The sequence below is a fragment of the Gaiella occulta genome, assembly GCF_003351045.1.
Lineage (GTDB): Bacteria > Actinomycetota > Thermoleophilia > Gaiellales > Gaiellaceae > Gaiella > Gaiella occulta.
On the sequence record NZ_QQZY01000001.1, the window covers coordinates 536,343 to 558,855 of the forward strand.

Consider the following 22,513-nt stretch of genomic DNA (forward strand, 5'->3'; position numbering starts at 1 on the left):
AATGAAGGCCCATACTGTGGAACACTAGTTCCACACTATGATTCTAGAGTCTCGCAGCGGCGCCGTCAACGGACAGGCACGCTGCCGCGGGCGCCCGTTGCGACGGGCGTTCCCGTCTCCACGCAGCGCGGGAACCGGGTCACGCTCTCGAGGACTCTGCCCGCTTCGTCGCCTTCGTGTCCGCCTGTGCCGTGGCGCCGAGCGGCTCGACGGTGTCGCCGAAGCGTGCGGAGAGCAGGAGGTGTCCGCCGAGGGCTCGCACGTACGACCGCGCGGTCGAGAGTCGGACGTCGCGGCGCCGCTCGAGCTTCGAGACCTCCGGCTGTGTCATCCCGAGCCGGGACGCGAGCTCCTGCTGCGTCAGCCCCTGCCGAAGACGGAGCGCACGCAGGGCCGAGCCGGTGTGCGGCGAGAGGCTCGTGCCGCGCCGCCGCTCGATCCACGACCTCCACAGGCTCGACGTGCCGGGCATCGGGTGGCGTTCCACGAGATGGATGACCCGTTCGGCGACCGGCCCCCACGGGTCGCGCGCGATCTCGTCGAGCACCGGCTTCCAGTCGGCGAGATCACCGCGCTCGAGAAGATCGTCGAGCGCCGCGAGCCCGAGCTCCGCGGTAGGCGTTGCGGGCTCGACATCGAGGTGCCGGTGGCGCATCACGCCGGCTCGTCCACGAGCGCGTCGAGCATCGCCCGCGCAAGCTCGTCGCACGCCGCGACCACCGTACCCCAATGACGCCATCGCGGCTCCAGCTTCCGGTACGTTCGGAGGTCGACGTCGGAGAGGTCGTACGGGGCCGGCTGCGCCAGTTGCTTCGCGAGCTGCGTCGCGATGCGGTGCCCGCCGGCGCCGATCTGGTCCTCGTAATACGCGTCGAGTCCGAGTGCGACCGAGGCTGCCGATTCCACCCCGAGCCGGTCGGCGAGCGCCACGAGATCGAGATAGTCGCGTGTCGCGTTGCGGCGCAGGACCAGCCACGCCTTGACCCGGGTCATCTCCTCGAGGGTCGGCACGCGCAGCCTCCCCGCCGGCGTCTCGACCTCCTCGACCTCGAGCGGTCGGCGCCTGACGAGTTGCCGCACACCCGTCTCGATGCCGTCGAGGCTGCCGAGGATCAGAACCGGCCGGTTCACCCGGGCGGTCGTCCACCCGTCTGCCTGTTCCAGGTGCGCGAGGACGTCGTCGAAGCGGGTTCGCAGGTCCGTGAGCACATGATCGTCGTCGAACGAGACGCGGTGGGAGGCGTGCATCGACGCCGCCGTGCCTCCGACGAGGACGGCGTCCGGGAGCAGCTCCTGCAACCGCGCGGCCGCCGCGAGCACCTGATGCCAGTCGCTCTCCGTCATGGTGTATAAGTATTATACCTCATAAGGTTTGAGTCGCAACGCGAACGGGCGGCCGTCTCTCGGGAGCATCGGGCGCGGCCTCTCGCGCCCGGGCGGGCGGCGCCGTCGAGCGGTGACGGCGGCGTCGCCTCGAGGCGCGGTCAGGGGCGTTCGAGCGACTCGGCGAGCAGCGTCGCCACGTCGGCGACCCGCATCTCGGCGCCGTTCTGGCGCACACCGTCGTCGAGCATGACGGTGCAGAACGGGCAGGCGACGGCGAGTGTGCCGGCGCCGGTCGCGACCGCCTCGCGCGCGCGCTCCTCGTTGATCTGGCCGCCGCGCTCCTCCATCCACATGTGCGCGCCGCCGGCGCCGCAGCAGAACGTGCGCTTGCCGCTGCGTGCCATCTCGAGCGGCTTGCCGATGCGCGACACGATCTCGCGCGGGGCGGAGACGACGTCGTTGTGGCGGGCCAGGTAGCACGAGTCGTGGTACGTGATCTCCTCGCTGCCTGCGACCGGCTGCAGCTTCCCCTCCTGCAGCAGCTCGGCGAGCAGCTCGGTGTGGTGGACGACCTCGTAGCTGCCGCCGAAGTCCGGGTACTCGTTGGCGAGCGTGTTGAAGCAGTGCGGGCAGCTCGCGACGATCTTCTTCACTCCGGCCTCGTTCATCGTCGCCACGTTCTGCTGGGCGAACGTCTGGAACGTGTACTCGTTGCCCATGCGGCGCGCTGGGTCGCCGGTGCAGCTCTCGCGCGGGCCGAGGATGGCGAAGTCGACGCCGGCGGCCTGCAGCAGCTTCGCCGTCGACCGGGCCGTCAGCCGCGCCCGCTCGTCGAACGAGGCGGCGCAGCCGACCCAGTAGAGCACCTCGGGCGGCGGCTCGCCCGGCTGCAGCACCCGCACGTCGAGGCCGTCCGCCCAGTCGGCCCGCTCGGCCTGCGGCTTGCCCCACGGGTTCGACGAGCGCTCGACGTCGCGCAGCATCGTGCCCGCCTCCGCCGGGAAGCGCGACTCGACCATGACGAGGTGCCGGCGCAGGTCGACGATGTGATCGACGTGCTCGATCGACACGGGGCACTCGTGGACGCAGGCGCCGCACGTGACGCAGTCCCAGACGACGTCGTCGGAGACGGCGTTCGGCACGAGCGCGGACGGCTCGAACGGCTCGCCGCCGTTGCGCGCGGCGAGCACCTTCGGGCCCTCCGCGAAGAGCTGGTCGCGCAGGCCCATGATGAGCAGCTTCGGAGAAAGCTCCTTGCCCGTCGCATAGGCGGGGCAGACGTCCTGGCAGCGCCCGCACTCGGTGCACGACATCGTGTCGACCATCTGCTTCCACGTCATGTCCGCGACCGTCGCCGAGCCGAAGCGCAGGTCGGCCTCGTCCTCGGCCTCGAAGTCCAGCGGTTCGAGCCGCCCTCGCGCGCGCGTGCGCCCGAAGAAGACGTTGACGGCGGCCGTCGCGATGTGCAGGTGCTTGGAGTGGGGCAGGTAGGCGAGGAAGCCGAGCACGAGCAGCACGTGCGCCCAGACGGAGACCCGCTCCAGCACGTCGGTCGCCGTCCCCCCTCCGAACAGGCCCGCGATCGTGTCGGAGACGGGCGCCCAGGCGTCGGGAGCCTCGTTCAGCCCGAGCGCGATGCGCGACGCGTGCCAGGCGAGCAGGGTCAGCACGATGCCGGCGATCCACGCCAGGATGAGGTCGGCCTCGCCGAGGTGGCTGCCCTCGAAGCGCCTGGGCCGCTGCACCTTGCGGATCCACACCGCGGCCAGGACGCCGGCCAGCACGAGCAACGAGAACAGGTCGACGAGGAACGCGAACCAGCCCTGGCGCGCGAGCCAGGGCAGCGTCCAACCCTCGTCGACGGCACCGAGCAGCGCCATCAGGATGGTGGGGAAGAGGACGAGGAAGCCCCAGAAGATGAGGGCGTGCACGAGGCCGGGCACGAGCCGCTGGAACAGCTTCCGCTGCCCGAGCACGACGACGGCCTCGTTGCGCAGGCGCAGCGGGACGTCGTCCGAGCGGTCGACGGGCTTGCCCATGCGCACGAGCCGGGCGAGCAGCAGCGCCCGGCGCGCGAACGCGCCGCCCGCCACGAGCAGCACCGCCGCGAGGGCGGCAGCGGAGAGCGCGGTGCCTATGCTCCCCTCGCCTTCCGGATCGCGGCCGAGATCGCCGGCAGCACCTCGTGCAGGTCGCCGACGACGGCGTAGTCGGCCACCGACATGATCGGAGCCTCCGCGTCGGTGTTGACGGCGAGGATCCGCTTCGCGCCCTTGCACCCCGCGATGTGCTGGGTTGCCCCGGAGACGCCGCAGGCGATGTAGATCTCCGGCGCGATCTTGTTGCCCGTCTGCCCGACCTGCTCGGTGTGCGGGCGCCAGCCCGCCATCGTGACGGCGCGCGAGCATCCGACCGCGCCGCCGAGCAGCCCCGCGAGATCCTCGATCGGCGCGAAGCCCTCGGCCGAGCCGACTCCCCTGCCGCCGCTGACGACGACCTTCGCGTCCGCGAGCGAGACACCGCCGGCGGCCGGCGCCAGGCGGTCGCGGACGCGCACGACGAGATCCGCGTCGGCGAGAGCCGGCGTGAACGGCTCGACCGCCCCGGGACTGCCGGGCTCCGCCCCGGCGACCGCGTGGGGAGCGACGGTGAGGAGCGCCCGGCCGGCATGGAGGAGCGCCTCCTCGAGCAGGCTGCCGCCCCAGCGGACGCGGGTGAGCGCGATCGGGTCGCCCGGCGTGACGGACGTGCAGTTCGCGGCGAGCGGCTCCCCGAGGCGCGCGGCCGCGCGCGCCATCGCATCGGTCGCGTGCTCGGAGCCGGGCGCCACGATCGCCGTCGCGCCGGTCCTGCCGGCCAGATCGCACACGATCGCCGCCCACGCATCGGGCGCGAACGCCTCCAGCGCCTCGTGCTCGGCCACATGGGCGACGTCGGCCGGCACGCCCGCGGCCGCCTCGCGTCCGCCCGGGCCGATCAGGAGCGCGTGCACCGGGCCGCCGAGGCCGCGGGCGAGCGCGAGCGCCTGCAGCGAGACCTCCGTGGCGACGCCCTCGGCGTGCTCGACCAGCACGAGGTTCACGAGACCACCCCGATCCGCTGCAGCAGCTCGACGACGGCGGGCGCGGCGTCCGCGCCGCGTCCGAGCAACTCGGCCTGCTTCGACTCGCCCTCCGGGACGACGAGCCGCGACAGCTCGAGCCGCGAGGCCGGCCTCTCCGGCGTCGAGACGTCGAGCGGCTTGCGGCCCGCCCGCATGCGGCCCGGCACGGAGGGGTAACGCGGCAGGTTGAGCCCCTCGAGCACGGTGACGACGGCAGGGAGCGGCAGCTCGTACACGTCGCGGCCTCCGCCGAGCTCCTGTTCGCAGCGCACGGAGGCTCCCTCGACGGCGACGCCCTTGATCCCCGTCACGCAGGGGCGGCCGAGCGCGCGGGCGACCCGGATGCCGACCTGGTAGCCGCCGGAGTCCGCCGACTCGTTGCCGAAGAAGATCAGGTCGAACGAGCCGGAGGCCGCCTCGTCGGCGCGGACGGCGTCGAGGATCGCGTCGGCGGTCGCCTCCGGATCCCACTCCTCCCCGCCGGTCCGGAGGTGCAGCCCGCGGTCGATCCCCATCGCCATCGCGTCGCGCAGCTGCTCCTCCGCATCGGGCGGGCCCAGCGTGAGCACGACCGACTCGCCGCCGTGCCGCTCGACGAGGCGCACGGCCTCCTCGACGCCGCACTCCTCGTGCGGGCTGATCGTGAAGCCGAGATGGCGCGTCTCGATCGCCTGCGCGTCGTCGCTGAGCACGATCCTGCCGCCCGTCATCGGAACCCGCTTCACGCACACGAGGACTCTCACGACCGGATTCTCGCGTTCTCGGGATCGAAGATGGGCGTCGGCCCGACCACGGCGACGGTGACGGGGTAGCGCTCGTTCATGTATTCGACGGCGAGCTCGGACGATCCCTCGACGGCGTGCTCGGGCGGGAGATAGGCGAGCAGGATGTACTTGCCGATCGACGGCCCGGCGCCCGCGCTCGTGACGTAGGAGCGCCGGCCCTTGCGGTCGCTGAGCGGCGTGCCGTCGCGGAGCGTGATCGGCTCGCGGCCGAGCGGGTAGCGCTTGACGCCGGCCGCCGAGGTGTGGTCGTCGACCGTGAGCGTGCAGAGGATCGCGGCCGGCTCCTCCTCGCGGTGGCGCAGGTGGGCTTCCTTGCCGACGAAGTCCTGCTCCTTCACCTTCGGCCGCTGCATGCCCGCCTCGACGACCGTGTACTCGCTCTCGAGCTCGGCGCCGTAGGCGCGATAGCACTTCTCGAGGCGCCCGGTGGTGCCGTAGACGCCGATCCCGCAGGCGGTGAGACCGTGCGGAGCGCCCGCTTCGAAGAGGACGTCCCAGAGCCGGCCGCCCTGCTCCATCGGCACGTACAGCTCCCAGCCGAGGTCGCCGACGTAGGAGATGCGCGAGGCGAGCACGAGCTGCGAGCCGATCTCGATCGTCCGGCAGCTGCCGAACGGGAAGCCCTCGTGGGTGACGTCGTCGGAGGTGACGCTCGAGAGGATGTCGCGGGCACGCGGCCCCCACAGGCCGATCGTCGTCCAGGCGCTCGTGACGTCGACGAGGCTCGCCGAGCCGTCCTCGGGCAGGAGGTCGACGAAGAGCTTGCGGTCGGCCATGCCGTGGGCGCCCCCCGTGACGATCCGGAACTCCCGCTCGCCGAGCCGCATGATCGTGAGGTCGGACCTGAAGCCGCCTCCCGGGCTCAGCACCGGTGTGTAGACGACCCGGCCGACCGGCACGTCCATCTGCGCGAGCACCGCGCGCTGCAGGGCGTCGAGGGCGCCCGCTCCCTTCACGTCGAAGACGGCGAAGGCGGAGAGGTCGAAGATGCCGGCGTGCTCCCGCATGGCGAGGTGCTCGGCGTTGATGATCGGCGACCACCAGCGGGCATCCCACTCCGCCTCGCGGGGCTCGACGCCGTAGCGCTCGACGAGCGGTGCGTTCGCCTCGTACCACTGCGGGCGCTCCCAGCCTGCCGCTTCGTAGAAGACCGCCCCCAGCGCCTCCTCCCGCGCGTGCATCGGCGAGCGGCGGATGCCGCGCTCGCTCGACCACTGCTCGGCCGGGTGCACGATCCCGTACGTCTTGGGGAACGCCTCGAACGTGCGCGCCTTCACGTGCGCTCGCGTCTTCTGGTGGTCGTGGAAGCGCGCGATGTCGGAGGAGTGCAGGTCGATGTGCGACTCGCCGTGCACCATCCACTCCGCCACCGACTTGCCGACGGCCGGGCCTTCCTTCACCCACACGGCGGCCGCCGACCAGAGGCCCTTCACCTCCGGGGTCTCGCCGAGGATCGGCATCCCGTCGGGCGTGAGCGAGATGAGCCCGTTGATCGCGTACTTCACCCCGACCGACTCGTCGCCCACGATCTCGGGCATCAGCTCGAGTGCGTGCTCCATCTGCGGCGCGAAGTCGGCCTGCGTGAACGGGAACTCGGTCGGAGACAGGGCCGCCGCCTCGATCGAGGGGATCTCCTCGGGGTCGTGCAGGATCGAGCGGTGCGCGTAGGAGCCGATCTCGAGGCCGACACCGTCCTGGCGCTCGTACATGAACACGTCCATGTCGCGCACGATCGGGAACTCGATCGCCTTCGTGCTCTTCTCGAAGCGCGGCACCGGGCCGACGTCGATCATCTGGTGCACCGCCGGCGTGAGGGGGATGTGGGCGCCGGCCATGCGCGCGAGCAGGGGGCTCCAGACGCCGCAGGCGATGACGACGACCTCCGCCTCGATCGTGCCGCGCGAGGTGTGGAGGCGCCGGATGCGCCCGCGCTCGACGTCCATGGCGCTCACGTCCGTGTTCGCGAACACCTGCAGGGCGCCCGCCGCGACGCCGCGCTCGCGCATGATCGTGCCGGCGCGCAGCGAGTCGACGACGGAGACGGTCGGGCAGTAGAAGCCACCGAGCAGGATCGTCTCGTCGATGAACGGCACGAGCTCCTTGATCTCGGCCGGGGTGACGAGCCGCGCCGAGTCGACGCCCCACGACTTCGCCGACGCCATCCGCCGCCGCAGCTCCTCCATGCGCTCCTCGGTCCGCGCCACCTCGATGCCGCCGCATTCGGTGTTGACGTCCATCTCCCGGTATTGACGCTGCGACTCCAGCGTGAGCTGCGTCATCTCCTTGGAGTGGTCGACCGGGAAGATGAAGTTGGACGCGTGGCCGGTGGAGCCGCCCGGGTTCGGCAGCGGGCCCTTGTCGATCAGCACCACGTCGGACCACCCGAGCCGGGTGAGGTGGTAGGCGAGACTGTTGCCGACGATGCCACAGCCGATCACGACGGCTCTCGCGCTGCTCGGGAAGGTGCTCATGACATGGGTCTCCTCATCGGTCGGTGGTTGTCGCGATCAGAGCACGGCGCGGATCGCCCGCTCGAAGCCTTCGATATGGCGGCGCATGACGTCCTCGGCGCGGCGCGGATCGCCGTCGCAGATCGCCTCGAGCAACTCGCGGTGCTCGGTCACGGCGTGCTCGAGCCGGGGCACGCGGTCGAGGGCGAGGAACCAGATGCGCAGGGTGAGGATGTAGTACTCGTTCAGCGTCGACTCGATGAACGGGTTGTGCGCGCAGCGGTACACGTGGCGGTGGATGCGCTGGTCGAGCTCGATCAGCGTGCGCTCGTCGTGCTCGTCCGCAGCGCCGGGCAGCTCGGCGAGGAACGCCCGCGCCGCCGTGCGCTCCTCCGCGGCGGCACGCTCGGCGGCGCAGCGCGCGGCGAAGCTCTCGAGCACGATGCGCGCCTCCGACAGCGCCGCCAGATCGCCCACGTCGACGGGCGCCACGACGATGCCGCGCCGCGGGTAGACCTCGACGAGCTTCTCCTGCGCGAGCGTCCGCAGCGCCTCCCGCACCGGCGTCCGCCCGAAGCCGAGCCGCTCCATCAGCTCGCGCTCGCTGACGGGGGCGCCCGGCGGCAGCTCGAGCGAGACGATCAGCTCGCGGATGCGATAGGCGGCGCGCTCGCTGAGCGACGCCGCCTCGTCGGCGTCGGGCTGGAACACGGAGGGGGGAGGGGCCGAAGTTGATATACGAGACGTATATCAAACGAAGGGGAGGCGCGCCGCTCGGAACGAGAAAGGAGAGCGGTGCGCCTCCCCGCGGAGGAGACGTTGCTCTGGCGGGCTACTTGCCGAGCCAGGCGTTGACCTTGGCCTGGTGGCCCTTGACCCAGATCTCCGCCGCCTTGTCCGGCTTCATCTTCTTGCCGGCGATGAGGTTGGCGACGGCGTTCTGGTCAGCCGACGTCCACTTGAACCGCTTGATCACGGCCAGCGCCGGCGAGCCGCTCTTCGCGAACTTGCCGCTCACCAGCTTGTCGAGCACGTAGGACGGGTACTCGCAGGCGAACTTCTTCGGATCGCCGCCCTTCTTCTCGTCGTCCAGGCAGCCCTTGAAGCGCTTCGGCAGCTGCACCCGCACGAGGTCGTACTGCGCGTTCAGGTACTGCGGGTCGTACCAGTAGAAGATCACGGGCTTCTTCTGCTTGTAGAGCTGGCTCCAGCGTGCCACCTGCGCGGGCTCGGCGCCGGCGACGACGTGCTTGAAGTCGAGCCCGAGGCCCTTGATCAGCATCCGGTCCTTCTGCACGTACGACGGGTCGCCGCCGAGGAACATCCCCTGCGAGCCCAACTCCGGCGACTTGAACACGCTCTCCTTGCCCTTCAGCCCCTTCCACGTCTTGAACTGCGGGTACTGCTTGAGCAGGTAGCGCGGGATGTACCAGCCGATGACGCCGACGATGCCGTTGCCGCCGACCTTCACCACCGACCCGTTCTTCGTGTACTGCGGGAACGAGGCCAGGTTCTGCCAGTCCTCGAGCACGACGTCGATCTTGCCGTCGGCCATGGCCTGGAAGTTCGGCTGGCCCTCGGTGATGTTCGTCACCTTCACCTTGCAGCCGAGGTTCTTCTCGAGCACGTACTTGACGACGTAGACGTTCGACGTCGACCCCGCCCACGCGTTCTCGTTGAGCACGACCGTGCCGCACGCCGTCGAGCGCGTGCCGCCGCCCATCGCGCTCGCCGACACGACGAGCGCCGCCAGCGCCACGATCGCGACCCCGGCCAGGCGCAGACGTCTCGCAGTGAGACGATCCCTCATTCGACCCTCCTTGTTTGTGTGTGTCACCCGGACGTTCAACCAACCTCCTCCCGCCGCGCGCGCCGCGTTCCCTGCGTCACGCGGTCGAGCGCGATACCGAGCGCGAGGATCGCGAGCGACGTGATCACGCCCTGCCCGAACTGCCCGCGCACGAGCCCCTGCGCCACCTCGTAGCCGAGGCCGCCGGAGCCGATGAGGCCGCCGATGACGACGACGGCGAGGACCATGATGATGCCCTGGTTGATGCCGAGCATGATTGCATCCCCCGCAAGCGGCACCTTCACCTTCGTCAGGATCTGGCGCCGCGTGGCGCCGAACGCTCCCGCCGCCTCGACCGCTTCGGGGGCCACGTCGCGCACGCCGCGCTCGACGAGACGGATCACGACGGGGAACGCGTACAGCACGCCGGCGACGATGCCGGGCACGATCGAGACGGGCATCAGGTAGATGAACGGGATGATGTAGACGAGCTGCGGCAGCGTCTGCAGCACGTCGTTCAGCGGCCGCAGGATCTTCGACGCCGTGGCGCTCTCCGCCGCCAGCACGCCGAGCGCGACGCCGATCGCAACGGCGATCACCGTCGCCACGAGCACCTGCGACAGCGTGTCCATCGCGAGCGGCCAGACGCCCATGACGCCGATCGCCGCGAGCATCAGGAACGTCGTCACGGCGGGGCGGAGGCCGCTGACGACGAGCGCGATCAGCGTCAGCCCGCCGACGGTGACGAACCAGGGCGCCCCGATGAGGAACCCCTGCAGCGGCAGCAGCGCCTTCGTGAGCACGAAGTTCCCGACCGGCTCGGTGACGGCGAAGACCGGCGAGGTCGGGTCCTGCACGTAGTCGAGCACCGACTGGATGCGCGCGAGCAGCCAGTCCTGCACCGTCGCCACCCTGCCGCCCGGTGTCTCGTCCGGGTAGACGCCCGAGACGCCCGCGAGCTTCGCCGCCAGCACCGCGCCGGCGACGGCGGCGGCGGCGGCGAGCGTCTGCAGGCGCAGCCGCCGGCGCGCCGCGTCGGTGAGGTGGCGCCTGGCGGGATCGGTGCGGTCGGCGATCGCCTCGGTGGCGCGGTCGAGCGTCATCGCCATGATCACGATCGCGAAGCCGCCCAGGATCGCGAGCGCGGGGTTCGAGTAGAGGCCGCTCGTGACGACGGCACCGAGGCCGCCGCCGCCGATGAGCCCGGCGATGACGACCATCGAGAGCGCGAAGAGGATCGTCTGGTTGACGCCGAGGAGCAGCATGCGCCGTGCAAGCGGCAACTGCACCTTCGCGAGCATCTGGCCGCGGGTCGACCCCATCGACGCGGCCGCCTCGACCGTGTTCACGGGCACGCCGCGGATACCGAGCGCGGTGATGCGGACCGCGGGCGGGATCGCGTAGATCATCGTCGACACGACCGCCGCGGCGGGGCCGACCGAGAACAGGATCACGACGGGCATCAGGTACGCGAACGCGGGAACGATCTGCATCGCGTCGAGCACCGGGCCGATCGCCCGCTGGAAGCGGTCGGAGCGGCCGGCGGCGATGCCGAGCGGGATGCCCACGAGCAGCGAGAGGCCGACGGACGCGAGCATGAGCGCGAGCGTCTCGATGCTCGCCTGCCAGAGCCCGAGCGCGGCATACGAGCCGAAGCCGCCGAGCACGATGAGCGCGGCGCGCAGGCCGCCGAAGCGGAGGACGACGAGCGTGCCGGTCGCGGCGGCTCCGGCCCACGTCAGCCACAGGATGCCGTCGGTGAGCCATGTCACGAGGTCGTCGACGAACGTCCGGAACCCGTCGAAGATCGTGAACACGGTGCTCTTGTGCGTGGCGGAGCGCTGGTCGAGCAGCCACGACTGGAATGCGTCGAGGTGTGCCGAGAGGCCGTTCCAGGCGAGGCTGTCCGGCCACGGGTAGTCGAGCCCGCGGGCCCGGTAGGCCAGCACCATCACTGCCGCGATCGCCGCGACCCGCACGAGCCGGCCGCGCCACCAGGGCCGGTGCGCGACGACCGCCGGCGCCGCCGGCGCGCCGGTCGCGACCGACATCAGGACCCCTCGCCCGCGATCGCCTTCAGCACGTCGACGCGGTCGACGACGCCGACGACCTCGTCGCCCTGCACGGCGACGACCGGCTTCTCGCTCGCCGCGAGCACCGGCACCGCGCTGCGCACCGTCGTGCCGACGTCGACCCGCGGGCCGTCGAGCGCCTCGCCCGGGTGGGGGTCGCGCATGATCCAGCGCAGCGTGAGCACGTGGCTGCGCGGCACGTCGCGGACGAAGTTCTCCACGTACTCGTCCGCGGGCGAGCCGACGAGCTCCTCGGGCGTGCCGAGCTGCACGATCGCGCCGTCGCGCATGATCGCGATGCGATCGCCGAGGCGGAGCGCCTCGGGCAGGTCGTGCGTGATGAACACCATCGTCTTCCCCGTCTCGACCTGCAGCCGGCACACCTCGTCCTGCATGTCGCGGCGGATGAGCGGGTCGAGCGCGCTGAACGGCTCGTCGTAGAGCATCACGGCGGGGTCGACGGCGAACGCGCGCGCCACTCCGACACGCTGCTGCATGCCACCGGAGAGCTGGTCGGGGAACGCGTTCTCGACGTCCTCGAGGCCGACGAGCCGGAGCATCTCCCGCGCGCGGGAGATGCGCTCGGCCTTGGGGACGCCCTGGATCTCGAGCCCGAAGGCGACGTTGTCGACCACGCGCCGGTGCGCGAGCAGGCCGAAGTGCTGGAACACCATCGAGACGTCGCGGCGCCGCAGCTCGCGCAGGCCGGCGGCGCTCGCACGGCTGACGTCGCGGTCGCCGATCCGGATCGCTCCCGCCGTCGGCTCGATGAGCCTGATCAGCGTGCGCACGAGGGTCGACTTTCCGGAGCCCGAGAGGCCCATGACGACGAACACCTCGCCCGGCCATACCTCGAACGAGACGTCGCGCACCGCCGCCACGCAGCCCGTCTTCGCGCGCAGCTCGGCGCGGGGAAGGTCGGCGTCCGCGCTGCCGACGATGCGGTCGGCGCCCGGTCCGAAGATCTTCCACACGCCGTCGGCGCGGATCAGCGGCTCGCCGCTGCGCCCCGCGCCGCCGCCCACCGGATCGGGTGCGACGTGGTCGGCGGTCACGGTCGGTGTGCTCATGCGCGCGGCTCCCTCGGGCAGCTCGTGGGTCGAAGACCGTCGATCATAAACCCGTGCCGCCGGCGCGTCGCCCGCCTGCCGCCGCGGCTGTGCGAGTCGGGAGCCGGACGAGGCAGGCGGTCCGCTCCCGCAGCGCCCGCAGCGCCCTGTGGTGGCGGCGCGTCCCCGGCACGGCTACTCGGGGCGCAGGTTCCAGCTCGGCATGCGCTCGCGCGCCCGTGCCGTCGCCCGCCGGCGCGCCATCGGCACGACGAGGAGCGCGTGCGCCATCACGAGCATGAAGAGCAGGAACGCGAACTGCACGCCGCTGAAGATCGTGAGCGGGACGAGCACGCCGGCGAGGAGGAGCGGCGGCCCGAGCACGAGCAGCCGGTAGCGGCGGACGCCGTGCAGCAGCGCCTCGTACTCGGCGCGCGGGATCTGCGCCGTGTCCCACGTCTTCCCGCACGCGCCGCAGCGCCAGCGCTCGCCGTAGGGGACGCTCTCCGCCGCGCCGCAGTCGCAGGTGATCGTGAGCGGCGGGGCGTGCACGAGGCGATCGTAGCGCGCGCGGGCCGTCCGACATCGGTTGCCCATACGGCAATTGCATTTCCCGGCACTTGGAATTCGCCGTGGCGAGTGTTACGTTCGCCCCCAGAGCGGCCCGAGACGGCCGTGGATCCGGGACTTCGGACGGAGGTTGCAAGGTGGCGACAGCTGCGGTCGAGGAACGTCAACTCCTCAAGACGCTTCGGTGGTATGACGGGTTCGTCATCGCGCTCGCGAACCCCGGCTTTCTGCTCGGCTCGCTCGGCTTCTCGGTCGGCGACCTCGGCGGGTGGGGCGCGGCGCTCCTGTGGGGCATCTCCGCCGTCGTCGCCGTGTTCATCAACACGATCTACTCCGAGCTTGCGACGATGTTCCCGGAGAAGTCCGGCGGGCTCGCGCTCTACGCCCACGAGGCGTGGCGCAAGTACACGACCCTGATCGGGCCGGTCGCCACCTTCGGGTACTGGATCGGCTGGTCGGTCGTGCTCTCCGTCAACGGCCTCTTCGTCGGGTCGATCATCCAGGGCGCCTGGTTCTCGGGCGAGCCGGGCGGCAGCTACCTCGGCGCGGACGGCTACTTCTCCGTGTTCGGGCTGACCCAGTTCGGCCTGCCGGCGGCGATCGCGATCGGGCTCATCCTCGCCGTGTGGCTGTTCAACGTCTACGGCGCCCGCGTCGGCGTCACGTTCGGCTACGTCGCGGGCGCGCTGCTCATGATCCCGCTGTTCGTGATGATGATCCTGCCGTTCGTCAACGGCAGCTTCGACGGTGCGAACCTCCAGAACAACCTCAACAACGGCGGCCTCGCCTGGGGCGGCCTCCAGCTCGCGCTCGTCTGGCTCTGGCTGATGTGCTGGTCGGCCTGGGGCGTCGACGTGTGCGCCACGTTCGCGCCCGAGTACAAGGACACGGTGCGCGACACCAAGCTGGCGCTCCGCTCGGCCGCCCTGTTCTCGATGTTCGTGTACATCCTGCTGCCGATCGCGTTCGTCGGCGGCGCCGGCGCGAAGACCGTCAGCGGCTACGACTACGTCGGCGGCATGCTCGCGATCTCGGGCACCTCGTCGGCGCTCCTCAAGGACGTCTTCGTCGTCTGCATCGTCGCGAGCTTCGTGATCACGATGAACTCGGCGACCGCGGACGGCGGGCGCGCCCTGTTCGGGATCTCCCGCGACGGCATGACGATCAGGGAGCTCGGCGTGCTCAACAGGCACAGCGTGCCGGGCAACGCGATGACCGTCGACATGGTCGTCAACATCCTGTTCGTGCTGCTCGTCGGCAACATCTTCGGCGTGCTCGCGGCGAGCAACCTCGGGTACGTGCTCGCGCACATGTTCGCGCTGTCCGGGTACGTGCTGCTGCGCCGTGACCGGCCCGACTGGCCGCGGCCGATCAAGCTCGGGGCGGTGTGGACGCCGATCGCCGGCATTCTCGCCGTCTGGTGCCTGATCCTGACGATCGTCGGGTTCGGCTGGTTCCAGAACGCGGCCGGCGGCTACGGGGGCACGAAGGAGAAGGTGATCGGCCTCGGCGTCCTCGTCGTCGGCCTGCTGCTGTTCTTCTTCCGCCGCATCGTGCAGGACAAGGAGGCACCGCACTGGCGCGAGGACGTGCCGCTCGTGCCGGATGCTGCGGGCGCCGGCAGCCGGGCCGGGTAGCTCGCGCGCGCATCGCCGCGACGGGGCCCCGTGGACGCGGGGCCCCGTCGCACGTCACAATCGGCGTATGAGCACCGATTCGCTGCCCGAGGAGTTCGGCATCGCCCTGCGCGGCGGCTTCGCCGTCGGCGCGCTCGAGGGCCTCGGCGACAGCGTCTTCGACGAGGTGCCGGAGCCCGAGGCGCTCGAGGTCGGGGAGGGGCTCGGGCTCGACCCGGCGGTTGAGTTCCGGCGCACGCTCGGCATGTTCGCCACCGGCGTCACCGTGATCACGACGCAGGTGGGGGGCGAGGCGCACGGGATGACGGTGAACGCGTTCATGTCGGTGTCGCTGCGGCCGCCGCTCGTGCTCATCTCCGTCGACCGGCGCGCGAGGATGAACGCGTTGCTGCGCGAGGGCGCGCGCTACGGCATCAGCGTGCTCGCCGCCGGCCAGACGTCGCTGTCCGACCACTTCGCCGGCCGGAGGCGCGACGACGCCCTCGAGCCGCTGTTCGAGATCGTGCGCGAGACGCCGCTCGTCGAGGGCGCGCTCGCGCACCTCGTCGCCCGCGTCGTGCGCTCGTACTGGGGCGGCGACCACTCGCTCTTCCTCGGCCGCGTCGAGTACATCCGCTACGGCGAAGGGCAGCCGCTGCTGTTCCACGGCGGGCGCTACGAGCGACTCGTGCGGGATCCGCGCGTGCTCGCGGCGCTGCCGCGGGAGCTGCTCGACCCGATCCTCGCCCGTGGGGTCGAGCGCGCCGTCGGGGACGGCGAGGCGATCTCGCGCAGCGGCGAGCCCGCCGACACGCTCTCGCTCGTGCTCGAGGGCACCGTGCTCGTCGAGCGGCCCGGACGCACCGTCCGGCTCGGTGCGGGAGAGCTGATCGGCGAGATCGAGGTGCTCGACGGCGGCCCCCGCATCGCAGACGTCACCGCCCAGGGGCCGGTGCGTCTGCAGCAGGTCTCTCGCGCGGATCTGCTCGCGGCGCTCGAGGCCGAGCCGGCGGCGGCGCGGGCGCTGATCGAGGTGCTGGCCGGCAGGTTCCGCGAGACGGTGTAGGAGCCTCCGCGGCGAGATCAGGCGCCGGGAAGCGCCTCGAGCCGGAAGCCGCCCGCCTGCTCGAGCGCGCTGATGCGCTCTTCCAGGGGCGGGTGGGTCTGGAAGAGGCCGGCGAGGAAGCCGCCGGCGCCGCGCACGAGGCGGGTGGGGCTCTCGATGAACAGGTGCGCCGTGGCGCGGTCGGCGTAGGCGATCTCCTGCGTGTCGAGCTGAAGGCGGCGCAGCGCGAGGGCCATCGCCTCCGGGTCGTTGAGGATCGCCGCGGCGCTCGCGTCGGCGAGGAACTCGCGGCGGCGGCTGAGCGCCATCTGCAGCATCACGGCGGCGAGCGGCGCGAGCAGCAGCGCCACGAGCGCCGCCACGATCTGGAGCGGGTTGCGGTCGCGGTTGCCGCGCCCGCCGCCGAAGAAGGCGAGGCGGAAGGCGAAGTCGCTGATCATCGCGACGACCCCGACGAGCACGGCCGCGAGGGTCATCAGTCGTACGTCGCGGTTGCGGATGTGGGAGATCTCGTGGGCGAGCACGGCCTCGAGCTCGCGGCTCGGCATCAGCCGCCGCAGGCCGGTCGTGACGCCGACGTACACCGACGACGGCCGCGAGCCCGCGGCGAAGGCGTTCGGCGCAGGGTCGTCGACGAGGTAGACGGGCGGCGTCGCCGGCAGCCCGGCCGCGATCGAGACGTTCTCGACGAGGCGGTAGAGCTCCCGGTCGTCGCTCTTCCGCAGCGGCACGGCGCGGGTGAGGGCGCCGATCATGCGCCCGGCGTTCCACCACGCGAACAGCCCGTAGGCGAGCCCGAACGCGAGCAGCCCGACCGCGCCGGCCTCGCCGACGTACACGGTCGAGGCCGCGGCGACGCCGGCGACGAGGAGGGCGAACATGCCGACGACGAGTGCGGTTCGCAGGCGGTTGGCGCGGATCTGCTGCTGGAGCGTCACGGACGGTTCGGCTACTGCTGGAAGCTCACGGGCACGGGCGCGCGCTCGTCCTGCTCGGCCGCGAAGAACTCGCGCGGGCGGAACCCGAGCGGCCGCGCGAGCAGGAGCGAGGGGAACGTCTGCGTCGCCGTGTTGAAGGCGAGCACCGTCGCGTTGTAGTAGCGGCGGGCGGCGGCGATCTTGTCCTCGGTGTCGGTCAGATCCGCCTGCAGCTGCAGGAAGTTCTGCGACGCCTTCAGGTCGGGGTACGCCTCTGCGACCGCGAACAGGCGGCCGAGCGCCTGGCCGAGCAGCGAGTCGGCCGCGCCCGCCGCGGCCGGTGACGAGGCCCCGGCGACGGCGGCCCGGGCGTTCGTGACCTCCTCGAACACGTCCCGCTCGTGCGCCGCGTACCCCTTCACCGACTCGACGAGGTTCGGGATGAGGTCGTTGCGCCGCTTCAGCTGCACGTCGATGTTCGACCAGCCCGTGTCCACCTCGTTGCGCAGCCGGACGAGGCGGTTGAAGAGGACGACGGCGACGACGAGCAGCGCGACGACGACGCCGATCGCCACGAGGGCGGCGGTCACGAGCGCGGCCTCGTCTTGTCCGGGTCGTAGAACGGGTACCGCACCACCGTCGCCGGGATGCGCTTCTGCTGGCCGTCGAGCTTGCCGACCTCCACCTCGGTGCCGATCTCGGCGTACTGGATCGCCATCCGGCAGAGCGCGATGTTCTTCTTCAGGATCGGCGAGCGCGTGCCGCTCGTGACGACGCCGACCTGCGAGCGGCCGACGTGCACGCAGTCGCCGTGGCCGGCCGTCTCGTTGCCCTGCAGCTCGAGACCGACGAGCGTGCGCTGCGGGTGCGCGCGCCGCTGCGCGAGCGCCTCCTTGCCGACGAAGTCCTCCTCCTTGCCGGGGGTCACCGTGAAGCCGATGCCCGCCTCGAACGGGTCGACCTGGTCGTCGAACTCGTAGCCGGCGAAGATCAGGCCGGCCTCGATGCGCAGCATGTCGAGCGCGTCGAGGCCGAGCGGCTGCAGCCCGTGCGGGGTGCCCGCCTCCATGACCGCGTCCCAGACGGCCGGCGCGTCCTGCGGGTGGCAGAAGAGCTCGTAGCCGAGCTCGCCCGAGTAGCCCGTGCGCGAGGCGATCAGCGGGATCCCCTGCGGCCCGTGCAGGCGCGCGACGGAGAAGCGGAACCACTTCAGCTCCGGGAACGGCGTCTGCGCCGGCGCCGTCCACACGACCCGCGAGAGGATCTCGCGCGAGGCCGGGCCCTGCACGGCCACGTTGTGCAGGTCGTCCGTCGACTCCTTCACCCACACGCGCAGCCCCAGGCGCTCCGCCTGCTCGCGCAGCCAGATGCCGTCGTACTCGCAGCCGCCGACGAAGCGGAAGTTGTCCGGCGCGAGGCGGAACACGGTGCCGTCGTCGAGCATGCCGCCGGTCTCGTTGCACATCGCCGTGTAGACCACCTGGCCGTCGGCGAGGCGGCGGATGTCGCGCGTCATCGTCGCCTGCAGCAGCGCCTCCGCGTCCGGCCCCAGGATCTCGAACTTGCGCAGCGGCGACAGGTCCATGATCGCCGCCCGCTCGCGGCAGGCCCAGTACTCGGCGACGGCGCCCAGGTTGTCGTATGCCGTCGGCAGCCAGTAGCCGTTGTACTCGGTCATGCGCCCGGTGCGGGCGGACGTGCGCGGGTGGAAGCCGGTCTCCCTCGTCAGCTTCGGCTCCGCGTCGGGCGTGACGCGATGTGCGATCGCGGCCGAGAAGCGCTCCTTGGCGGGATAGACGCGCACGTGCACCTCCGTCGGGTTCCAGGCGTTCGCGGGGTCGATGTCGGACGGGCAGGCGCTCGACAGGCACACGAGGTCGGTCATCGCCCGCAGCAGCACGTAGTCGCCGGGCCGCGACCACGGCTCGTCGACGACGTACAGGTTGTGCGCGTCGAAGGCCGTGTTGAAGAAGAAGTTGATCGCCGGCCAGCCGGTGCGCGGCTCGATCGTGTACGGCCCGAGCTGCGCGTTGAAGTTGTCGGAGCAGTTGACGTGGCCGAAGTAGCCCATGTCCTCGTAGTACTTGCGCGTGCAGGCGAGGCCGAACGTGTCGTGGCGGCCGACCGTGTCGCGGACGACCTCGACGAGCGGCTCGAGGTCGTGGTCGAAGAACTTCGAGCACAGCCCGGGGGAGGGGTACGCGTTCCCCATCAACGACCGCGTGGCGGTGGCGTCGAGGCCGCGCTCCTTGCCGTCCTGCAGCTTGGGCGCGCTGAAGGCGAGGAAGTCGGAGCACTGGCGGCCGCGCACGTCGATGACCTGGATGAACTCGCCCGCTCTCACCTCGTAGGCGAGGGCGGAGGCCCGGTCGACCTGGAAGTCGAGGCGCGGCTCGGCGAGCGGCTCCGGCAGCGCCGGCTCGAGCGGCCCGCGGGCCGGCTCGGCGCGGCGCACTTCGAGCTGCAGGTCCGAGGCCGGGATGCCGCCCTCGACGACGGGCTCGCCCTGCGGCGCCCCCACGACGACGATCACCTCGCGCTCGGCGCGGAAGACCTGCTCGGCGCCCGGCGGCGTGAAGCGGTCGAAGACCTCGACCGCGGCCGCCTCGCTCGGGTCGAAGCCCGTCCTCGCGAGCCGTGCCACGATCGTCTCTGCGCCGTCCCCGCCCCGCTCGACGAGCGAGCGCAGCACCGTCGCGCGTGCCGTCGGCGCCGTGCCGAGGCCGGCGAAGTCGTCGCGCCCGTCCGGCGCGAGCACGGTCAGCTCCGCGCGCTGGCCGCCGTCGAGGTCGCGCACCGTGATCCGGTCGTCCGGCCGGAGGGCGACGACGGTCGCCGCCCCCCGCCGGACGCGGTAGATCTCGCGCGCCGGGTCGCTGGGCAAGAGCCCCGGGACACGCAGACGTGGGCGCGATGCGACGGCCACCGGGATCAGGCCTGCGCCGGTTCCTTGGACTGCTGCGCCTCGGCCTCGGCGAGCAGCTGCTGGGCCAGCTCGCGCTTGGCCGCGGCGTCGAGCTTCTTCACCTCGTTCTCGACGACACGGCGGTTGTACGACTGGTTCCAGTAGTCGAGCGACTCGAACCCGAGCAGCACGGCCTTGCCCACGAACTGCCGCAGCACCTCGTTCGTCGGGCCCATCACCCAGCCGGCCTTGGCGTCGCGCAGGTAGCGCTCGAGCTCCATGTCGCGCTTGTAGCCGGAGCCGCCGCACGCGTGCAGCATCTTGTCGACGACGTGCGCGGTGTTCTTCGCCGCCTCGAACTTGATCTGCCACAGCCAGTGCAGGTAGTCGGCCCGCGCCGTCTCGCCCGGCTGCAGCGTCCGGCGGTTGTCGTCGGTCGCCCGGTCGCACGCCTGCGCGACCGAGTAGACGAAGAGCCGGCAGGCGTTGGTGTCCATCACGGCCTCGCCGACGTAGTCCTGGATCGTCGGGTAGTCCGCCACGCGCATGCCCACGTCGACGTGCTTCTTGCGGGTCGTGTGGCGCTTGGCGATGTCGACCGCGCCGAGCGCGATGCCGTTCCAGCACGACGAGGAGCCGATCAGGAACCACGGGTCGACCGCCTCGTCGTTGGAGGAGGCGCCGTCGCCGACCGGGCCGACGATCTGGTCGCCGGGGATCTCGACGTTCTCGACCTGGATCGGGCCCGACTGGTTGCCGCGCAGGCCGAGCGCGTCCCACAGGGCCGGCTGCGCCTGCACGTCCTCCTTGTCGACGACGAACACGGAGAGGTCGTCGTAGCCCTTGAAGTCCGGGCTCGTCGTCTGCACGACGTAGAAGTCCGCGAAGCCGCCCGACGTCGTCCACGACGCCTTCTTGTTGATCCTGTAGCCGCCGTTGAGGCGCTCCGCCCGCGACGACACCGGGTACCAGAAGTGCGAGCCGGTCTCCGGGTCGGAGTAGGAGAGCGTGCCGATCTTGCCGCTGTTGAGCGGACGGATGTACTTGTCGATCAGCTCCGGCGTCGGCCGCAGCATGATCGCCGCCACCGCGCCCATGTGCATCACGTAGCACATCGCCGTCGACGCGCAGCCGTAGCGCGCGATCGTCTCGGCCGTCATCGCGAACGCGACGTGGTTCTCGCCGAGGCCGCCGTACTCTTCCGGCACGCACAACCCGAGGAACCCGTGCTCCCCGAGCAGCTCGAGGTTCCGGCGCGGATAGAGGAGCTCATCGTCCGAGCGCTTCGCGTTCGCCCGCATCTCCTTCTCGCACAACTCGATCAGGGTGGCGCGAAGCTCCTTCTGGCGGTCGGTCAGGACCCAGTCGGGATCCCACTCGTGCCCGAGTCCCCAGAACGGCTCGGATCCCCAGACTTTCTCGGACATCAGTACCTCCAACGGCGGATCGGCCCGGTCGCCGGGGTCATCGTACGTGACCCTCCCGGCCGGACGAGGACAGGGTACGTGCTCACGTCCACGGATAGGGGCTCGCGGACACGGGATGCAGCGCGGACTGCTCGAAGCGGGAGAGGGAGAACGGCTCGAGCTCCGGCGCACGCTCGCCGAGAAGGTCGGCGGCGGCGAGCTTGCCGAGCGCGAGCATCTTGAAGCCGTGGTTCGAGTCGAGCACGGCGTACGCGTTGCCGCGCACGTAGTCGACGACGGGGTAGCTGTCGGGGGTGAAACAGGTGGGTGCGGAGAACGACGAGCTCGTCCACGCCCCCGGCGCGTCGAAGCGGCCGAGCGCGAAGCGCAGCGCCTCGTGCATCGCCTCGTCGAAGGACGGGTCGGTGGCGCCCTCGCTCGGGTGCGAGGGGCCGTACGGGTCGAGCGCGCAGTCGCCGTCGAGCGCCACGGGCAGGCCGCCGCAGGCGATGCCGCCGCCGATGCCGGGACGGAAGTAGATGCCCCACGGCACGGGCAGGAGCGGCTCGCCGGCCGGGGCGAGCGGTACGTCGGCGTCGAGATGGACGACGGGCGCCCGCGGGTCGAGCGCCGCGCCCGCGTGCGCGTAGTCGCCCTCCCGCACCTGCCAGTAGTGGAAGGCCGGCGCTGTCGAGCCGCCGCCGATCGACAGCTCCGCGGGCAGGCCGAGCAGCGCCCACAGGTCGCGGATCCACGGGCCGGGCGCGAGCACGACGGCTTCGCAGGCGATGGCGCCCGACGTCGTCTCGACGTGCTCGACCGTGTCGCCGTGGAGGTCGAAGCCGGTCACCTCGACGCCCTCGTGGATGCGCACGCCCGCCGAGCGCGCGATGCCGGCGAGCGCCGCGACCGTGGTGGCGGCGTCGGCCCAGCCGCTGCGTTGCTCGTGCAGCACGGCCGTGATGCCCTGCGCGCGCCAGTCGGGGAAGAGGCCGCGCATGTGTGCCGCCGCCGCGTCGGGGCCGCGGGAGAGGCGCGAGGGGTAGCCGATCGCAGCGTGCTGCTGCGCGATGCGCTCGAGGTCGGCCGCCTGCGCCTCCGGCACGGCGGCGACGTAGCCGACCTGGCGGAAGCCGAACAGCTCCGGGTCGAGCTCGAAGATCTCCACCGACTGGCGCACGATCTCGTTGATCGCCGGCGAGAGGTAGAAGTTCCGCACGATCCCGCCCGAGATGCCGGAGGCGCCGCCACCGACGCGGCCCTTGTCGAGCACGACGACGTCGGCGCCCGCCTCGGCGAGGTGGGCGGCGGTCGAGAGGCCGTGCACGCCGGCCCCGACGACGACGAATCGCGCGGACGTGGGGAGAGTCATCGTTCCTTCGATCTGGTCGACCTGGGATCTGGGTGGAGGGTTTCCGGCCGCGAAGCAGGCCGCTTCGGGGATCTGCCCGCCCGCGGG

The 22,513-nt window shown here is 71.5% G+C and carries 18 protein-coding genes; 2 read left to right on the forward strand and 16 right to left on the reverse strand.

Annotation, left to right across the window (positions count from 1 at the left end):
* Positions 1-139: 139 nt before the first annotated feature.
* The 11 genes from Gocc_RS16525 to Gocc_RS02840 all read right to left on the reverse strand — a co-directional run bounded on the left by Gocc_RS16525 (position 140) and on the right by Gocc_RS02840 (position 13,126).
* Positions 140-655 (reverse strand): helix-turn-helix domain-containing protein, encoded by a 516-nt coding sequence (locus tag Gocc_RS16525; RefSeq protein WP_220150408.1) that lies wholly within the window; start codon positions 653-655, stop codon positions 140-142.
* Positions 655-1,344, reverse strand: coding sequence for a nucleotidyl transferase AbiEii/AbiGii toxin family protein (locus Gocc_RS02795; protein ID WP_114794988.1), 690 nt, complete (start codon positions 1,342-1,344; stop codon positions 655-657). The genes Gocc_RS16525 and Gocc_RS02795 overlap by 1 nt, the downstream gene beginning before the upstream one ends.
* A 140-nt stretch (positions 1,345-1,484) precedes the next feature.
* Complete coding sequence (locus Gocc_RS02800) at positions 1,485-3,428, reverse strand: heterodisulfide reductase-related iron-sulfur binding cluster (RefSeq protein ID WP_220150409.1); 1,944 nt, start codon at positions 3,426-3,428, stop codon at positions 1,485-1,487.
* Between the two features lie 32 nt (positions 3,429-3,460).
* Entirely contained in the window at positions 3,461-4,408 is a 948-nt protein-coding gene (locus Gocc_RS02805) for an electron transfer flavoprotein subunit alpha/FixB family protein (RefSeq protein WP_114794989.1), read from the reverse strand.
* Positions 4,405-5,172, reverse strand: coding sequence for an electron transfer flavoprotein subunit beta/FixA family protein (locus Gocc_RS02810; RefSeq protein WP_114794990.1), 768 nt, complete (start codon positions 5,170-5,172; stop codon positions 4,405-4,407). Before Gocc_RS02810 ends, Gocc_RS02805 begins: the two co-directional genes overlap by 4 nt.
* The gene (locus Gocc_RS02815) at positions 5,169-7,685 is read right to left on the reverse strand and encodes a GcvT family protein (RefSeq protein WP_114794991.1); all 2,517 of its coding nucleotides are present in this window, start codon (positions 7,683-7,685) and stop codon (positions 5,169-5,171) included. The genes Gocc_RS02810 and Gocc_RS02815 overlap by 4 nt, the downstream gene beginning before the upstream one ends.
* Positions 7,686-7,721: 36 nt before the next feature.
* Entirely contained in the window at positions 7,722-8,375 is a 654-nt protein-coding gene (locus Gocc_RS02820) for a GntR family transcriptional regulator (RefSeq protein ID WP_220150410.1), read from the reverse strand.
* 121 nt (positions 8,376-8,496) lie between these two features.
* On the reverse strand, positions 8,497-9,474 hold the full coding sequence (locus tag Gocc_RS02825; RefSeq protein WP_114794992.1) for a glycine betaine ABC transporter substrate-binding protein: 978 nt from the start codon (positions 9,472-9,474) through the stop codon (positions 8,497-8,499).
* Positions 9,475-9,509: 35 nt separating this feature from the next.
* The gene (locus tag Gocc_RS02830) at positions 9,510-11,504 is read right to left on the reverse strand and encodes an ABC transporter permease (RefSeq protein ID WP_114794993.1); all 1,995 of its coding nucleotides are present in this window, start codon (positions 11,502-11,504) and stop codon (positions 9,510-9,512) included.
* Positions 11,504-12,595: a quaternary amine ABC transporter ATP-binding protein gene (locus Gocc_RS02835; protein ID WP_114794994.1), complete on the reverse strand. Its 1,092-nt coding sequence runs from the start codon at positions 12,593-12,595 to the stop codon at positions 11,504-11,506. Before Gocc_RS02835 ends, Gocc_RS02830 begins: the two co-directional genes overlap by 1 nt.
* Positions 12,596-12,769: 174 nt before the next feature.
* Positions 12,770-13,126, reverse strand: a complete 357-nt coding sequence (locus tag Gocc_RS02840; RefSeq protein WP_114794995.1) for a hypothetical protein — start codon at positions 13,124-13,126, stop codon at positions 12,770-12,772.
* A 155-nt stretch (positions 13,127-13,281) separates the two neighbouring features.
* Here Gocc_RS02840 and Gocc_RS02845 point away from each other — a divergent pair, with 155 nt between their 5' ends.
* Both Gocc_RS02845 and Gocc_RS15930 read left to right on the forward strand, forming a co-directional pair.
* Positions 13,282-14,781 (forward strand): APC family permease, encoded by a 1,500-nt coding sequence (locus tag Gocc_RS02845; protein ID WP_181813307.1) that lies wholly within the window; start codon positions 13,282-13,284, stop codon positions 14,779-14,781.
* 67 nt (positions 14,782-14,848) lie between these two features.
* Positions 14,849-15,826: a flavin reductase gene (locus Gocc_RS15930; protein ID WP_181813308.1), complete on the forward strand. Its 978-nt coding sequence runs from the start codon at positions 14,849-14,851 to the stop codon at positions 15,824-15,826.
* 17 nt (positions 15,827-15,843) lie between these two features.
* Here Gocc_RS15930 and Gocc_RS02855 read toward each other — a convergent pair whose 3' ends face one another.
* The 5 genes from Gocc_RS02855 to Gocc_RS02875 form a co-directional block, all read right to left on the reverse strand.
* Positions 15,844-16,764: a M48 family metallopeptidase gene (locus Gocc_RS02855; RefSeq protein WP_114794997.1), complete on the reverse strand. Its 921-nt coding sequence runs from the start codon at positions 16,762-16,764 to the stop codon at positions 15,844-15,846.
* Positions 16,765-16,775: 11 nt separating this feature from the next.
* The gene (locus Gocc_RS02860) at positions 16,776-17,333 is read right to left on the reverse strand and encodes a LemA family protein (RefSeq protein ID WP_114794998.1); all 558 of its coding nucleotides are present in this window, start codon (positions 17,331-17,333) and stop codon (positions 16,776-16,778) included.
* Positions 17,330-19,678, reverse strand: coding sequence for a trimethylamine N-oxide demethylase (locus tag Gocc_RS02865; protein WP_114795155.1), 2,349 nt, complete (start codon positions 19,676-19,678; stop codon positions 17,330-17,332). Before Gocc_RS02865 ends, Gocc_RS02860 begins: the two co-directional genes overlap by 4 nt.
* Positions 19,675-21,075, reverse strand: coding sequence for an acyl-CoA dehydrogenase family protein (locus tag Gocc_RS02870; protein WP_114795156.1), 1,401 nt, complete (start codon positions 21,073-21,075; stop codon positions 19,675-19,677). Before Gocc_RS02870 ends, Gocc_RS02865 begins: the two co-directional genes overlap by 4 nt.
* A gap of 82 nt (positions 21,076-21,157) precedes the next feature.
* Positions 21,158-22,426 (reverse strand): NAD(P)/FAD-dependent oxidoreductase, encoded by a 1,269-nt coding sequence (locus Gocc_RS02875; RefSeq protein WP_114794999.1) that lies wholly within the window; start codon positions 22,424-22,426, stop codon positions 21,158-21,160.
* Positions 22,427-22,513: the final 87 nt, after the last annotated feature.